Source organism: Gordonia sp. Swx-4 (assembly GCF_030316175.1).
GTDB lineage: Bacteria > Actinomycetota > Actinomycetes > Mycobacteriales > Mycobacteriaceae > Gordonia > Gordonia alkanivorans.
In genome coordinates this window covers 4,816,909-4,832,528 of record NZ_CP128197.1, presented here as the reverse complement: position 1 = coordinate 4,832,528, position 15,620 = coordinate 4,816,909, and the positions used below count along the sequence as shown (strand labels likewise).

General features: G+C 69.4%; 11 protein-coding genes and 2 pseudogenes. 5 read left to right on the top strand and 8 right to left on the bottom strand.

Translation table 11 applies throughout. The features are described from left to right. Nucleotides 1-81: 81 nt before the first annotated feature. Together PWF70_RS21870 and PWF70_RS21865 are read left to right on the top strand one after the other, a co-directional pair. Entirely contained in the window at nt 82-1,272 is a 1,191-nt protein-coding gene (locus PWF70_RS21870; protein ID WP_006357103.1) for a lipopolysaccharide biosynthesis protein, read from the top strand. A gap of 68 nt (nt 1,273-1,340) precedes the next feature. Further along, nucleotides 1,341-1,811 carry an SRPBCC family protein gene (locus PWF70_RS21865; protein WP_006357104.1) on the top strand — a complete coding sequence of 157 codons (471 nt, stop codon included), beginning with the start codon at nt 1,341-1,343 and terminating at the stop codon, nt 1,809-1,811. Nucleotides 1,812-1,814: 3 nt separating this feature from the next. On the opposite strand, the gene pgfA is transcribed toward PWF70_RS21865, so the two are convergent. After that, complete coding sequence (gene pgfA / locus PWF70_RS21860; RefSeq protein ID WP_187346522.1) at nt 1,815-3,017, bottom strand: cell envelope lipid trafficking protein PgfA; 1,203 nt, start codon at nt 3,015-3,017, stop codon at nt 1,815-1,817. Between the two features lie 44 nt (nt 3,018-3,061). On the opposite strand from pgfA, the gene PWF70_RS21855 reads away from it, so the two are divergent. After that, nucleotides 3,062-4,393 carry an acyltransferase family protein gene (locus tag PWF70_RS21855; protein ID WP_006357106.1) on the top strand — a complete coding sequence of 444 codons (1,332 nt, stop codon included), beginning with the start codon at nt 3,062-3,064 and terminating at the stop codon, nt 4,391-4,393. 827 nt (nt 4,394-5,220) lie between these two features. Here the strand turns inward: PWF70_RS21855 and PWF70_RS21850 are convergent. The 5 genes and pseudogenes from PWF70_RS21850 to PWF70_RS21830 form a co-directional block, all read right to left on the bottom strand. Next, nucleotides 5,221-8,499 (bottom strand): annotated as a pseudogene (locus tag PWF70_RS21850) (DUF3367 domain-containing protein); the annotation flags it as partial. Between the two features lie 106 nt (nt 8,500-8,605). Next, nucleotides 8,606-8,806, bottom strand: a complete 201-nt coding sequence (locus PWF70_RS21845; RefSeq protein WP_005196483.1) for a DUF2613 domain-containing protein — start codon at nt 8,804-8,806, stop codon at nt 8,606-8,608. Nucleotides 8,807-8,886: 80 nt separating this feature from the next. Further along, nucleotides 8,887-9,608, bottom strand: a pseudogene (locus PWF70_RS21840) (DJ-1/PfpI family protein). 37 nt (nt 9,609-9,645) lie between these two features. Then, nucleotides 9,646-10,611, bottom strand: a complete 966-nt coding sequence (locus tag PWF70_RS21835; RefSeq protein WP_035753844.1) for a GlxA family transcriptional regulator — start codon at nt 10,609-10,611, stop codon at nt 9,646-9,648. Nucleotides 10,612-10,678: 67 nt separating this feature from the next. Beyond that, the gene (locus PWF70_RS21830) at nt 10,679-11,236 is read right to left on the bottom strand and encodes a universal stress protein (RefSeq protein WP_006357110.1); all 558 of its coding nucleotides are present in this window, start codon (nt 11,234-11,236) and stop codon (nt 10,679-10,681) included. 29 nt (nt 11,237-11,265) lie between these two features. Here PWF70_RS21830 and PWF70_RS21825 point away from each other — a divergent pair, with 29 nt between their 5' ends. Both PWF70_RS21825 and PWF70_RS21820 read left to right on the top strand, forming a co-directional pair. Next, entirely contained in the window at nt 11,266-12,465 is a 1,200-nt protein-coding gene (locus PWF70_RS21825) for a glycoside hydrolase family 3 N-terminal domain-containing protein (protein ID WP_155225618.1), read from the top strand. Between the two features lie 99 nt (nt 12,466-12,564). Further along, the gene (locus tag PWF70_RS21820) at nt 12,565-13,167 is read left to right on the top strand and encodes a TetR/AcrR family transcriptional regulator (protein ID WP_042375238.1); all 603 of its coding nucleotides are present in this window, start codon (nt 12,565-12,567) and stop codon (nt 13,165-13,167) included. Nucleotides 13,168-13,284: 117 nt separating this feature from the next. Here the strand turns inward: PWF70_RS21820 and PWF70_RS21815 are convergent, their stop codons facing one another. After that, nucleotides 13,285-14,172 carry a MaoC/PaaZ C-terminal domain-containing protein gene (locus PWF70_RS21815; protein ID WP_006357113.1) on the bottom strand — a complete coding sequence of 296 codons (888 nt, stop codon included), beginning with the start codon at nt 14,170-14,172 and terminating at the stop codon, nt 13,285-13,287. Beyond that, nucleotides 14,172-15,536: a 3-oxoacyl-ACP reductase gene (locus tag PWF70_RS21810; RefSeq protein ID WP_075863741.1), complete on the bottom strand. Its 1,365-nt coding sequence runs from the start codon at nt 15,534-15,536 to the stop codon at nt 14,172-14,174. The genes PWF70_RS21815 and PWF70_RS21810 overlap by 1 nt, the downstream gene beginning before the upstream one ends. Between the last annotated feature and the right edge of the window lie 84 nt (nt 15,537-15,620).

Below are 15,620 nucleotides of genomic sequence, written 5' to 3'. Positions count from 1 at the left end.
TACCCATCGTTGCCTATGCCCGATGACCGGTGCAAAGCACCCTGCGCGCGGGAGCCGGTGTCAACTCGGCACACTTGTGCCATGCAGCAGACCAGGCCGACCGGACGGCGCCGGGCCGCTTCGGGCACCGTCGGCGCCGTCGGATCGGTGGCCGTCGGCTCGATGGTCGCCAACATCTGCATGTACGTGGTCCATCTGAGCGCGAGCGCGCGCTATCTGGATGTCAGCGAATACGGCGAGTTCGCGGTCCTGCTGTCGGCGATGCTCGTGTTGGGCGTACCCGCGCTGGCGCTGCAGAACGTCGTCGCACGCGAGGTGGTCCTGGGCTGCGACGAGCGCCGTCTGCGGCGGGTGGGGATTCAGACGACCCTGTATGTGGTCCTCCTGGTCGCGGTCGCCACACCGCTGGTCGCCCTGCTGATGCGCACCGATGTGGTCACGACACTGGCCGCCCTCGGCGCTGCCCCGTTCCTCGCACTGATCGCCGCAGGTCAGGGCATTCTGCAGGGGCGCGGCGAGTTCCGGACGCTGTCGTGGGTGTTGGCCGCGGTCGGGATCCTGCGCTCGATGCCCATCGTGGGCGCTTTCGTCGCGGGTGCCGGTCCGGCGGGCGGACTCCTCGCCGGAACCGTGGGTGCCGCGGTCTCGGCGGTCGTCGTCTGGCTGGTCGTCGGGAAAGTCGGGGAGCGCGCGTCGGACGCGGGCACGGTGGGAGTCCTCAGCGTGGTCCGCGCGTCGCAGGTCCAGTTGGTGCTCATCGTGGCGTCGTCGGTGGATCTGCTGCTCTCACCGCGGGTTCTCGACGCCGAGTCGGTCGGCGTCTACGCGCTCGGCGCGATAGCCACCAAGGTCGCGTTCTGGCTGCCGCAGGCCATTGGCGTCGTCTTCTACCCGCGCCTCGCCGACCCCGCCCGGTCCCGGGTCTCCCTGCGGCAGGCAGTGGCGGTGGTCGCCGGCGTCGGCGTGGTCCTGACTCTCGGCGCGGGGCTCGCGGGACCGCTGGTGCCGACCGTGTTCGGCGACGGCTACGACCAACTCGTCCCACTCCTGTGGCTCTTCGCCTACATCGGTGCCGCCCTCGCCGTCCTCCAGGTCGTGTTGCTGTCGGCGATCGCCCGTGATCGCACCCGCGTCGCCTTCGTGACGTGGATCGTCGTGGCGATCGAGGTGGTGGTCATCCTCACCGCTGCCGGTTCGGTGCTCGGGGTCGCGGCCACCGCGGCGGTCGCGGTGACGATCGCAGCCGCCGGCACGTGGGCGCTCACACGCTGATCGGCGGTTACATTCGGCCCAGACGCAGGAACGTTGCCGGGATCGGGAAGTTTCGGCAGGGTTGTGTGATGAGCGACAACGGAGTCACCAAGGTCACTGTCCAACGAGTCATCGAGGCACCGGTCGACGCGGTGTTCGACGTCCTCTCCAATCCCGAGAGGCATCAGGCACTCGACGGTTCGGGGTTCATCCGCGGCGTCGACCACGCCGATCGCATCCAGAACGTCGGTGAAGTGTTCACGATGAACATGGCGGGCGACCACATGGGCGGCGAGTACAAGACCGACAACCACGTCACCGGGTACGCCAAGGACAAGCTGCTGGCGTGGAAGACGACTCCCGCCGGCACCGAGCCTCCCGGCTGGGAGTGGTTGTGGGAGCTGGAAGCCCAGGGCCCCAACGAGACGCTGGTCCGGCACACCTACGACTGGTCGAAGGTCACCGACAAGAAGCTCCTCGAGCAGGTGAAGTTCCCGCTCGTGACCGAGGCCCAGCTCGAGGACACCCTCGGCCGTCTTGCGGCCGAGGCTGCTTCCTGAGTTCTATCCGTCGGTTCCGGCGGTGCCACCGCCGCCGGACCGCCGGAACCTCGCGGGCATCCACGCCGGGTTGATCAGGAGCGCCCCGACGACCAGCGCGGCGACGCCGAGGACGCCGGTCACGATCGGCACGATACGACCCCAGATCGTGATCGGCGTCGCGAGATCCGAAGCGAGACGCGACATCTGGGACTGTGTCGTGTCGTCGTAGGAGAAGGTCGCCTGCAGGTGCGGCAGCCGGAAGTCCGGCGGCACACCGGGAGTGCCGTCGGGGAAGGCGTAGAACTCGTCGACGGTGATCTTCGCGTCGACGATCGTGCCCGTCCGCGGTTCGACGGCCAGGTCCCACGAACTGCGGTGTCGCAGAGTGGCAGTCAGGTCGCGGCGCGGGCCGTCGATGCCGAACCACGATGCCGGCCGGGTGATGACGACATCCGTGCCGACCGGCCTGCCGAGCGCGGCCCGGGCGAGGTCGGTCTCGGGGACCTCGGCGCGGAACCGGGCGACGTCCTTGCCGACGACCTCGGTGTCGCCGTCGTACTTCAGGGGCACGGTCGTCCGCGTGACGACGTCGAAGAACTCGTGGTCGGTCAGGCGGGTGTCGAAGGGCAGCAGGTAGGTGAAACCGCGGCGGTCGGGCACCAGCACCGGCGCCTGATTGCTGTCGTACTGGATTTCCGACGCCCCGCGCGCGGACAGCTGCGGTTCGGCGGTCTCCCGGTCGAGGGTCACCCGGTCCTTGACCGCGTTGACCGTGGCGTCGTTGCAGGCGTCCGGCGAATCGGCGTCGGCGCCACTGCCGGGCCGCGGATCCTCCGGCTCCACCGCCCGGTCGTCGATGCGCAGCGTCTCGGCCTGGACCGAGGTGCCGGCCTGCAGCGTGACCCGATGTTCGTCGGACGGCTGGACCGCGACGACCCGCTGCTGGCGGACCAGATCGGCGTCGAGTGTCCGTGCCGCGGGTGTCGCCAGCGAGCAGCGGTCGAGGATCGTCGCGTCCTCGGCGGTGGCCACCGTGGTGAAGTCGGTGCTCAGCGGGATCTCGCGGAAGTTGCCGACGAGCAGTGTCGGCAGCGCGATGGTCACCGCGACGAGGAAGCTGCCGATGAAGATGAGCGTCGGTCCGGCCAGATCCGCGGTCGACCAGCGGTGAGGTGCGGACTGTTCCACCGCGGATGGGGGCACCGGGGACGGCTCCGAAGACATGGTGGCGAGGGTAGTGGATGCCACCGGGCTACCCTGTCACCAGCATGACCAGCACCGACTCCGCCCGCGACTCAGTCGCAGCATCGAACACCGATTCCCGCTCCGGCGCGCCGCGCTCCGACGCCGCCGGTCCGGCGGCCACGTCGCGACGCTTCTACCCACAACTCGAGGGCATGCGTGCGCTCGCCGCGATCGGCGTCCTGATCACGCACGTGGCCTTCCAGACGCGGGCCGTCGAGATCGCGGTCCTCGGCCCCGTCCTCGGTCGCCTCGACCTTGCCGTCGCGCTGTTCTTCGGGCTCTCCGGGTTCCTCCTGTGGCGGCCGTGGGTCGACGCCGCGCACCGAGGTGCCGGGCATCCGTCGATCCCGCGGTATCTCAAGCACCGCGCCGTCCGCATCTGGCCCGCGTACGTCGTGGTCGTCGTGCTGGTGCTTCTTCTCCTGCCGGAGGCCCAGGGCGCCGACTTCGACGTCTGGCTCGCCAACCTCACCCTGACCCAGGTCTTCGTGCCCCTGACGCTGACCGCAGGACTCACCCAGATGTGGAGCCTGTCGGTCGAGATCGCCTTCTACGCGCTGCTCCCGCTCATAGGTCTCGCACTGGTGCGGTTGCGGGGCCGACAAGCTGGTGCGCGCATCCCGGTGCTCTTGGTGCTCGGCGTTCTCAGCCTCGGCTGGGCCTGGGTCGGCACCTCGCTCCCCGTCGCCGATGGTGTGGAGACCAAGAACTGGGTGTTCGGTCACCTGCCGTGGTTCGTCGCCGGCCTGATCCTCGCCGAGGTCGCCGGCGTGCTCGACACCGCAGGAGCGCCACGCGGGCGGTGGATGAACCTGGCGATACGGCTCAGCGCGAACCGGTGGCTGATGTTCGGGGTCCTCGTCGTCGCCTACGGGCTGGCGTGCACCCGCTTCGCCGGTCCGACCGGTCTCGGCGACGTCACCAACATCGAGTTCGTCGCCAAGATGACTCTCGGTGCGCTGTGCGGCTACGCGCTTCTCGCGCCGCTCGTCTGCAACCCGGGGCCGTTCCGGTTCCTCACCTCACGCGTGATGCTCGCGCTGGGACGCTGGTCCTACGGCATCTTCATCTGGCACGTCGCGGTCCTCGCAGTAGTCTTTCCGCTGTTCGGCATCGTGCCGTTCAACGGCAACACTCTCCTGGTCCTGGTGATCACTCTGGGACTCTCGGTCGGGATCGCCGCGGCGTCTTACGCCTTCGTCGAGGAACCGGCGCGGAACTGGTTGCGCAACCGCGACACCCGACGACGCAACCGGCCGGCTGCTGCTTCCTCGTCGGCGGATTCTTCGGATTCCCCGGCCGACCAGAACACCAGCCAGCCGGTCATCAACACCGCGATCAACGCGGGCAACTGAACCCACCACTCCCAGCCGTGGTAGCCGCCGGCGGCGTGCCACGGACCGGCGGTCAGACCGACGGTCGCGAGCATCATCATCGCGAAGGTCGTTGTCACCCCGGCTTTCGGCGGGATCGCCGCGGCGACCACACCCACCCCGATGCCCACGGCCAGGCCCCACCAGCCCGACAACAACCACGACGCACCGAGAATCCCCAGACCGGCAGCCATCAGGGTGAACCGCCCGGTGGTCACGGTTCGCGGTTCGGCGACGGCCTCCCGTCGCGAGGACGGCCACCATGCCGCGACGAGCAGCAGGGCCATCAGCACGAGTCCGACGACAAGCGACCAGCGGTACAGCGAGTCGAACCGGTAGGTGAGCTCGACCGTGCCCGACGCCCCGGCCGGCACGATCCAGCCCTGCTGCCAGCCGTTCACGACCACCGGCGACAACTCCCGGCCGTCGACCCGCGCGACCCAGCCCGGGTTGGTGGATTCGGGGACCACGAGCAGGCGTTCGGGACCGGAATCGATCTGCACCGCACGACTCGCCGCGGTCCACTCGGAAACGTCCGGCGTGGTCGTCGCGGCGCCGTCCACCGGCGACCCGACCGTCAGTGACACGGCGTCGACGGTGAACGCCTGACCGGGATTGACGGACACCTCCTGCTGCCCGGCGGGCAACCGCAGCTCGCCCGGCGTGCAGGCACGGGCCACCACTGGTTCCCCGGAACGCAGTGCGGCCGTGGTGGTCCGCGCGGAGATCCCGACCACCTGACCGGCGGCGGTGATGCCGAGGCCATCGCCGCAGCGGATCTCGACGACCCGGTCACCGTCAGCGGGTGCGCGCGGTGCCGGGAAGACCTCGACCTCGGCGATGCCCGGTGGTGCGGGCGTCGCGAATCCGAGGCTGTTGACGTCGATCAGGTCGCGCTGTTCGCGGATGGTGATCTCGATGCGGTCGGTGATCGCCGGGTCGAGCCGCAGGACGCCGTCCTTGCCGACCTCACGGATCTGTTCGCCGGTGCCGAGATCGACGGCGACCTCGGTCGGGGTGGCCGGGTAGTCGCCCGGCGCAACGAGTTTCACTGATTCGACACGCTGCTCGGCGGGCAGGTGGACGACCAGGGTCGGCGTGGCGTCGTCGGCCGGCTCTTCGTCGTCCTCGCGATCCTCGGGCTTCTCCTCGTCGGGGATCTGCGGCGCGGTCCACGTGGTGCCGGGGTCGCCGTCGACGGCCGCGGCCGGGCTGCCGCGGGGGTCGGTGACCGGTCGCGGTCCGGTGGCCGTCATGCCGCCCGGTGTGGCGAGCAGTCGGTTGAGTGCGGCGCCGGGACGTGGCCGGAGAACGGCCGACGGGGTGACCGCGGTGTCCTGGGGAACCGACAGGGCGCGGCTGAACACCGACGACGTCTCCGGTGACAGGCCGAGGCCCGGTGCGCAGCGGGTCTTCTCGCGAGCCGGATCGGCGACGCACCAGGCCCGCCCGTTGAGTTCGGAGTACAGCAGCCACTGGGCGACGGTGGTGCCCGCCCCGAGTTCGGGCAGGACGACGCGGTGTCTGATCTGCAGCGGCGTGGAGGTGCGCAGGTTCGACACCTCCACCTCACCGAGGGCGAACTGGTTTCCGGCGGTGCCGTCCTCGGTGCGCAGGGCGCGGATCTGAATCCAACGGGTCGGGCCGCTCGGGGCGGTCACCGTCGTCGGCTCACCCGGCTCGAGCCCCGACGCCACGGTGCTGCCGGCCTCCGTGGTGATCAGGACGCTGGTCACGTCCGAGCCGAGGGCCTTCGCGGTGGTCAGCGACAACGCGAGATCCGTCTGGGGAGTGGTGAACCCGATCCGCATCCACCGGCCGACAGCCCCTTCGAGTCCGCCGCTGACCCAGGCCGTCTGGGGGTTGCCGTCGAAGGCCGCGGCGGGGGAGTTCGCCGGCGAGGTCTGTCCCGGTTGCACCGCGTCCGATGCCGAGCCCGACGTCGTGACCTCGATCTCGCCACTCCGGTTGTCCAGCAGCCATTCCCCGCGGACGAGCGGCTGATCGTCGACCGGGTAGTCGGCGGCCGCGTTCTGCGTGCGCCGCGGGTCGTCGGCCGACCGGATGGCGGAGCTGTGGTCGTCGACCCGTCCGAAGTCGGTTTCGCGGTCGCTCGGGGTGTCGGTGACGATGAGTGGGCCGTCGGCGATCCCGGCGCGTCGGGCATCGGCGTCGAGCAGGACCGGTCCGAGAGGCGGAAGGCCTTGTCGTGCACGTACTTCGGCGAGCGCCGCGATGGCCTCCGGGCCGCCGGCCACGCGCGGGATGCCCCGCTCGTCGACGAGGAGGGGGCCGGTGCCGTCGAATCCCGTCGCCTCGACCGCATAGATCTGGACGGCGGGCATGGTGGGTCGCAAACCGTTGTCGCGCATCACGCCCCGGACGCTCGGCGGTCCGACCTGGGGACCGAACTGTGCCACCCGCGTCAAGCCGGGGGAGGTGTCGAGTGCCTGCTGCGCGAGGAGGGGTCGCGCGGACCGGGAGGTCTCGGGGTCGAGATCTGCGCGCAGCACGACGAAGCCCACGCCCTGCTGGGCGAGGGTCTCGGCCAGGCCGGGTGACCCCCGGCCGGCGGCGATCTCGCGTTGCACGGAGTCGAGTGCGCGGATGGCTCCGGGCGGGGTCAGCGGGATGGCGTCGCGCACGGCCCACGGGGCGTCGGCGAGCGGTTGCAGGGGTTCGTCGCGGGTGAGACCCCACAGCTGATCGGCGAACGGCGCGCCCGGGACGACGAGGGCGCGCGCTGGTGGCGAGTCGTCGGGGCGAGCGCTGTGTTCGGACAACCAGTCCGCGGTCTGCTTCCAGTGGTTCGGGATCGCGGTGTAGGTGCCGGCGGGAGCGAGCTGACCGGTCCAGATGAGCGACCCGGCGCCGATGACCGCCACCAGCAGCACGATGGCCGCGGCCACCGGGCGGGATCGCTGGGGATGTGCGAAGGCCGAGAGTGTCTCCCGAACGGAGACGGTGCCGGGCAACGGGACCCGTGCCAGCAGGTGCGCGACACCGAGTACCAGCGGGATGCGGATGAAGGGTTCGAACTTGTGGATGTTGCGCAGCGGCGCACCCGAACCGTCGAGGAACACCCGGACCTGCTCGGCGATCGGCGACCCGAGACCCCCGGCGAAGCCGACACACATGACCACCAGGCCCACGCCCAGGATCGCCACGAGGCGACCGCGGAACGGCATGTGCCGCATGCACAGACCGGCGAGTCCCGCAGCGGCGATCGTGCCGGTGGCCAGTACCGCGGCCGGTTGGGTGACGAGGACCGCGCCGGCGACACGCTCGGTCGACACGAACGGGGTCCACGAGCTCGCGCCGCGCATGACCTCGGTCAGCGACGTCCACTGCGTCGTGACGCGGGCGGACTCGATGTAATCCAGGAAGGGCGGGCTGACGCGGGACAAGATGAGCAGCGGGACGATCCACCACGCGCACGCCAGGAACAGGCCCAGGGCGGTCCAGGCACCGAAGCGCCACCAGCGGCGGTCTCGTGGCCGGTGCAGAAGCCACCACATGGCCGCGACGCCGAGCGCGGCGGCCGTGGCGACCGCGTTCACCGCACCCATCAGGGCGACGGCAGCCGCTGACCGTGCGGCCTCCCGCCAGAGCGGCCGACCATCGGAGGCAGAGGCGTCGAGCGCCCGGATCACCGGCAGCAGGACCCAGGGCGCCAGCATCATCGGCAGCGTCTCCGACGAGATCGAGCCGAGGGTGGTGAGGACGCGCGGACTCAGGACGAAGACGACGCCCGCGATGATCCGCGACGCGGGTGAGCCCAGTCGCAACGCCTCCGCGACACGCACGATGCCGACGAAGCCGACGGTGAGGAGCAACGCCCACCACAACCGCTGGACGATCCAGGGCGGGACCGACAGCAGATCACCGAGGGCGAAGAAGGCGCCGTGCGGGAAGAAGTATCCGTACGCCTGGTTCTGGACCTGCCCCATCGGGGCATTCGGGGTCCACAGGTGCGCCGCCCGCGCGAGGAACCCGAGCGGGTTCGCCGTCAGGTCGAGCTTGGTGTCGGCGGCGATCTGGCCCGGGGACTGCAGCAGGCAGACGATCAGCGCGATCGCGGCAGCCACACCGATCCCACGTGCCGACAGGACACCTGTGGAAGCGGTGGTCGATGTACTACTCAGTTGCTGCTGCCGTCAGAACGGCCCCGACGCCGAGCATCGGGGGCGGGCGTCAGTTGGTCTCGCCCGCGCCGCCGCGCGATCCGTAGTCGACCGAACCCTGGACGAATCCGCTGTTCGGATTGATGTTGTTCAGGTCCGTCGACGGGCTGTTCTCGGAGGCGAGGAACCCGCCGAGGAACACCGCGCCGAGTCCCACCAGGATGCCGGCCACTCCGGCGACAGCGCCGGCCACAAGGCGGTTGTTGGTCATGGCGAAGAAACTACCATCGCGCGGTGTCTCACCTCGGTGTCACCCGCGCATGTCCGGCGGTTCGGGCACGGGTTTCGACATCAGCGGCGCGAGCGGACCTTCGCCAGCGTGCGATCCCACAGCAGTTGGGTGCTCAGTTTCAGCACCTCTGGCTTGTGGACATCGCGGCTGAGCAGCAGCGTCGACGCCGTGATCGTGCCGGCCGACGCCTTCGACCGGTGGCCGGAGTCCAGATGCGGTTGCGGGTCGTATTCGATGGCGAGCTGGATCGCCTCGGCCTTCTTCGTCCCGGCGATCTCGTCGGCGAGCCACAGCGCGAGGTCGATGCCGGCGGAGACACCGGCCGCGTCACGATGCGTTCGTCGGGGCCGGCGCGCACGATGCGCTCGTCCGGCACCGCGGTCACGCCGTAGAGGGACAGCGCGGCCAACGACGACCAGTGGGTGGTCGCGCGGAGACCGTCCAGCAGCCCGGCGGCAGCCAGGACCACCGAGCCGGTGCAGACCGACGTCGTCCATTGCGCGCCCGGGCTGACAGCACGCAGCCAGTCCAGGAGCTTCTCGTCCTTCGCCGCGCCGAAACACCCCGGGCCGCCGGGGACGAGGATCAGATCGGGTGACGGCGTCTCGTCGAACGAATGCGTCGCACCGATGAGGAGAACACCGGAATCGGCGACGACCGGTCCGGCCTCGTGCGTGACGAACCGGACCTCCGCGTCGGGAAGCATGCGCAGCACCTCGTAGGGGCCGATGAGGTCGAGGGCGGTGAACCGCGGGTAGAGGACGATCGCGATCTGCGTCATGGGTGTGCCTGTCTGTTCGGTGATGGTGGTGCGGTGGTCAGCGAAAGGTCTTGCGATAGTGGTCGGGGGAGACGCCGAGGCGTCGGATGAACGTGCGGCGCAACGACTCCGAGGAGCCGAATCCGCAGCGCGCGGCGATCACCGGCATGGTGTCGGAGGATTCGGTCAATGCACGGCGAGCCGCGTCGGTGCGGACCCGCTCGATGTAGTCGCTGGGCGGTTCGCCGGTCTCCTCGGTGAAGACGCGGGAGAAATGGCGAGGACTCATCGCGGCTTCCCGCGCGAGGTCGTGAAGCCGGTGGGGCAGTCCGGGTTCGGCCTCGATGCGTTGCTGCGCGTCGCGGATCACGTCGCGGCGCGCCCGTGGCATCCACACCGGCGGAGCGAACTGGCTCTGCCCGCCGGGGCGCCGCATGTAGAGGACCAGCCAGCGGGCGACCAGCTGGGCGAGCTCGGTGCCATGGTCCTCTTCGACGACGGCGAGGGCAAGGTCGATGCCCGCGGTGACGCCGGCCGACGTCCAGACGTGATCGGAGCTGCGGACGAACAGCGCCTCGGCGTCGACCTGCACCGTCGGGTATCGCTCGGCGAGGTGCTCGGCCATGGCCCAGTGCGTCGCCGCGCGCCGGCCGTCGAGGAGACCGGCCTCGGCGGCCAGGAAGGCGCCGTTGCAGACGCTGATGACGCGCCGCGCCCGGGTGGCCGCCTCCCGAATCCACTCGATGAGTTCGGCGTCGTCGACGGCCCGGTGGACGCCCATGCCGCCGGGCAGCAGCAGGGTGTCGACGAGTTCGGCGGGGTCTGGCAGTACGTGGGCGACGAACTGCAGTCCGACGCCGGTGTCGATCGGCTGCCCGTGCTGCGACACCAACCGCAGGTCATAGGTGACGGGCGACCCCTGATCACGCAGGGCGATCGACGCGGTCGTGAAGACGTCGGCCGGTCCCGTCACGTCGAGCGACTGCACCCCGGGGAACCCGAGAACCAGCACGGTTCGTGTCATGAGCTCATCCTGGCCGACACGGCTCACGTCGTCCAGGTCATGCATCCCACACTTGAGGACATCGGGACTAGAGCGTCAGCTCTGGTTCCCGCTCGCACTTGGCCGGGACGATGAACACCGGTCGATGGCAGTGTTTGAGGACGCGTTCGGCGACGCTGGACCGCAGCAATGCCTTGAGGCCCGACGCCCCGCGGGTCCCGGTGACGAGCAGATCGACGTCGAGTGCCTCGGCGGCGGCGACGAGAGCGCCCCACACCGTCGACTCGACCTCGACGAGCGTGCCCTTCGTCGACAGGCCGCATTCGCGGGCCAGAGCCACGCCGCGTTCGTTGATCTTCGCGGCCTCGTCCTCGAGGGCGCGGTCGACCCCGGCGTCGAGTTGCGTGTCGACGAACGGCTGCATGCCGCCGGCGAGGGTGGACATCCGGGCGGGTGTCATGCCGCCGGGTTGCCAGGCGGTGACGACGACGGCGGATTCGGCGCGCAGGAAGTGTCCGGCATAACGGATCGCACGATCGGCGTTCGGTGAGCCGTCGTAGGCGATCATCAACGTCTGTCCGGCGCGATTGGCACCGCGACCGCTGGGGGCGGTCGCGGACCCGGCCGAGATGGACCCCACGTCCATTTGCTCAGGTTACATGCCAGACTCGAGCCATGGGCCCAACTCGACGACCTCGCTGGATTCGGAACGCGCTGACGACTGCGACGGTCGCGGCATTGGGTCTCGGTCTCGTCGCCTGTGATTCGTCGACGCCCGAATCCGCGCCGCCCACACCGTCCGCGTACAGCTCGCCCACGGCGTCCCCGTCGTCGGTGGCCGCGACGACCACTCCTGTCGCAAACGCTTGTGGCGCGGAACAGCTCGCGAAGCTCACGCTGCGGCAGAAGCTGGCCCAGCTGATCGTCGTGGGTGTCACGGGCGCCGGCGACGCGCAGCAGATCGTGGAGGACGAGCAGATCGGCGGGATCTTCGTCGGGAGCTGGACCGACAAGGCGATCCTGACGAGTGGTGCGGCATCACGGATCTCGCAGAACTCGTCTATCCCGCTGATGGTCACCGTCGACCAGGAGGGCGGTCGGGTGTCGCGGCTGTCGGCGCTCGGCATCGACCACGCCTCGCCGCGTGAACTGGCGCAGACCAAGACGCCCGCCCAGGTGAAGGAGATCGCCGCCGGCGTCGGTCGCAAACTCAAGAACCTCGGCGTCACCGTCGACTTCGCGCCCGTGGCCGACGTCAGCGACGAATCCGACAACGAGGTGATCGGCGACCGTTCCTTCAGCAACGACCCGGCCGTCGTCACCGAGTACGCGGCCGCCTACGCCGCCGGCCTCGCCGAGGCCGGAATCACGCCGGTGTACAAGCACTTTCCCGGACACGGCCACGGTTCGGGCGATTCGCACCTCGGTGTGGTGACCGTCCCGTCGCTGGCCGAACTGCAGAACAGCGATCTGGTGCCCTTCCGCAATCTGCTGCGTGACCCGGGCATTGCGGGCGCCATGGTCGGTCATCTCATCGTGCCCGGCCTGACCGACGGATTGCCGGCGTCCATCAGCCGGCCGGCCATCCAGATGCTGCGGACGGGCGTGGGCTACAACGGGCCGCGGTACAACGGCGTGATCTTCTCCGACGACCTGTCGGGCATGGCGGCGATCAGTCAGCGCTACCCGATCGAGCAGGCGGTCGAGAAGTTCATCCTCGCGGGTGGCGACGTCGCGCTGTGGCTGTCCACCGACCGCGTCCCGTCGGTCCTCGACAACCTCGAGACCGCGGTGAAACGCGGACGCCTCGCACCCGCGCGCCTCGATGCGAAGGTGACACGCATCCTCCGGTCGAAAGGCGTCATCACCTGCTGAGTAATCTGTCGTGGGCGGCCCGAGCGAACGTTAAACTTACCGATTGGTAAGTTTATTGGGTATGGTCCTTCGGACACGACAGTGAGGATGGAGGCGGCCATGTCGGGCGGAACCAAGCGCCTGCCGCGTGCAGTGCGGGAGCAGCAGATGCTCGACGCCGCCGTGAAGGTGTTCTCGCAGAACGGTTTCCGTGAGACCTCGATGGACGCCATCGCGTCTGAGGCGCAGATCTCCAAGCCGATGCTGTACCTGTACTACGGCTCCAAGGAGGAGCTGTTCAGCGCCTGCATCGCCCGTGAGTCCGGACTGTTCATCGACGCGATGAGCGTCGGTTTCGACCCGTCACTCACCCAGCGCGAGCAGGCCGTCACCGTCATCCGCGAGTTCCTGCGCTTCGTGCACGAGAACCGAGAGTCGTGGCGCGTGCTGTACCGCGTCGCGATCGGGACCGCGAGCTTCGCCGGCATCGTCTCCGACAGTCGCCAGCGGGTGACCGAGATGGTCGCGGCGCTCATCAAGGCCGGCACGACCGTCGAGACCGCCGGCGACATCGACTTCGAACTCACCGCCGTCGCCATCGTCGGCGCCTGCGAGGCGGTCGCCGACCGCATCACCGAGGGCGACGTCGACCTCGACAAGGCCACCAACATGCTCGTCGGCATCGCCTGGCGCGGCCTGAAGGGTGTCGGTACCGACATCTGAGCAGCGAGCTCGCGAGCGTATCGAAGGGTCGCTCACTCGATCCGTTCCCGCTCACGCGATCCGTTCCCGCTCACGCGAATGGTGTGAGCGGGAACGGAAACGGTGAGCGAAAAGCCCTCAGCCCTTCCGCGTCGTCGCGGTGAGGTGCGGGAATCCCTTGCGACGGTCGCGGATCGCGATGTCGAAGTTGCCCTCGCCGTCGATGCGGCGGGTGTAGAGGTTCACCTTGGCGGGCAGCAGGATCGGCTTGCCGAACTTGACGTCGTAGGTGACCGCGCCGGGCAGCTGGGCCTCGACGTTTGCGATTGCCGCTGCGGCGCTCCACATCCCGTGGGCGATCGCCTTGGGGAAGCCGAAGGCCTTGGCGGTCAGGTTCGCCATGTGGATCGGGTTGCGGTCGCCCGATGCGGCGGCGTACTCGCGGATGCGTCCCAGGTCCACGGACAGAACCGAATCCGGCGGCGGCGGGGTCTTCGACTTCGGTTCGGGACCGCGCGGCTCGTCGGACAGGCTGGTCCGCTGCTGCTTGAGGAAAGTCGCGGTCTGTGTGGTCACCAGTTCGGTGCCGACGCTGATCTCGCTGATGACGTCGACGAGGATGCCCTTGCGGTGCTCCCGCAGGTTCTCCGCGTGGGTCTCGATGGACAGCGGCTCGCCGACCTCGATCGGACGCTTCCGCTCGATCTTGTTCGTCATGTGGACCGAACCGATTGCACCGAACGGGAACTCGTCCGACGTCAGCAGCTTCATGACCACCGGGAACTGCAGCACGAACGGGTACGTCACCGGCAGAGTGGCGCCGAAGCGCTGACCGGTTGCATGGCAGTACGCCTGCAGCGCAGCGGGATCGACGCGGACGCCCTCGAGCCGGTAGTGAGTGTCGGGCAGCGGCGCGTCGGCCGGGACGCGGGCCGGCTTGCCGACGCCCGGCAGCATCCCGGTGACGGCCTTGCCGTACAGCTCGCCGGTGCCGGGGGCGCCGGGAAGAGTGATCGTCTTACCCATCACGCACCCAGGAATCCCTGGCCGCAGACGCGGACCACGTTGCCGGTGATGGCGCTGCTCGCCGGGTTGGCGAAGTAGGCGACGGTCTCGGCGACGTCGACGGTCTGGCCGCCCTGCTGCAGCGAGCTCATCAGGCGACCGGCCTCGCGGGTGGCCAGCGGGATCGCCGCGGTCATCTTGGTCTCGATGAAGCCGGGGGCGACGGCGTTGATGGTGATGCCCTTCTCGCCCAGGATCGGCGCGTAGGCGTCGACCAGGCCGATGACACCGGCCTTCGATGCGCCGTAGTTGGTCTGGCCGCGGTTACCGGCGATCCCGGCGATCGACGAGACGTCGATGACCGCGCCGCCCTCATGGAGCGCACCCTTGTCCAGCAGCTTCTCGACGAGGGTCTGCGGAGCGATGAGGTTCACCGCGATGACGGCGTCCCAGCGGGCGTCGTCCATGTTGGCGAGCAGCTTGTCGCGGGTGATGCCGGCGTTGTTGACGATGATGTCGATGCCGCCGTGCCGCTCGAGGGCGTGCTCGGCGAGCTTGTCGCCGGCGTCGGGTGCGGTCACGTCCAGCGGGAAGGCGGTGCCGCCGACCTTGTTGGCCGTCTCCGACAACGCGTCACCGGCCTGCGGGACGTCGGCGGCGATGACGTGGGCGCCGTCGCGCGCGAGCACCTCGGCGATGGTGGCGCCGATGCCGCGGGCGGCACCGGTCACCACGGCGACCTTGCCCTCGAGCGGACGATCCCAGTCCTTCGGCGCGATCGCGTCGGCCGACCCGACGCGGATGACCTGTGCGTCGACGAAAGCGGACTTGGCCGACAGCACGAAGCGTACGGTCGATTCCAGGCCGCTCAGACCGGTCTTGGCGTCGGGCGAGACGTACACGAGCTGGACGGTGGAGCCCTTGAGTAGCTCTTTACCGAGCGAGCGGGTGAAGCCCTCGAGAGCACGCTGTGCGACGCGCTCGGACGGGTCGGTCACCAGCTCCGGCGTGGTGCCGATGACGAGGAAGCGAGCGCACGGCGCGGTCGAGCGCATGGCCGGCTGGAAGAACTCGAACAACTGACGCAACTCGGCCGGGGAGGTGATGCCGGTGGCGTCGAAGACCAGGCCGCCGTACTTGTCGGCGCTGCGGCCGGTCAGGGCGTTCTGGATGAGGTCGTAGTCGTCGCCCGAGAGCATCTCCCGGAGCGGTTCGACGAGGCGTCCCGAACCTCCGAGCAGCACCGGACCCGGCAGCGGCGGCTCCGACGCCTTGTAACGCCGCAGGGGCGGCGGGACGGGGAGCCCGGCCTGCTTGGCGATGAATGCGCCCGGGCCGGAATGGACGAAGCTCGAGTACAGGCCAGTTGTTCCGTTGGCGGCCATGTTGGATCTCCTCTGACTGTCGTTCGACAAGGAACTTACTCTTGAGTAAGAATACGCTATAGATACCGCACACGACCCTGGAGA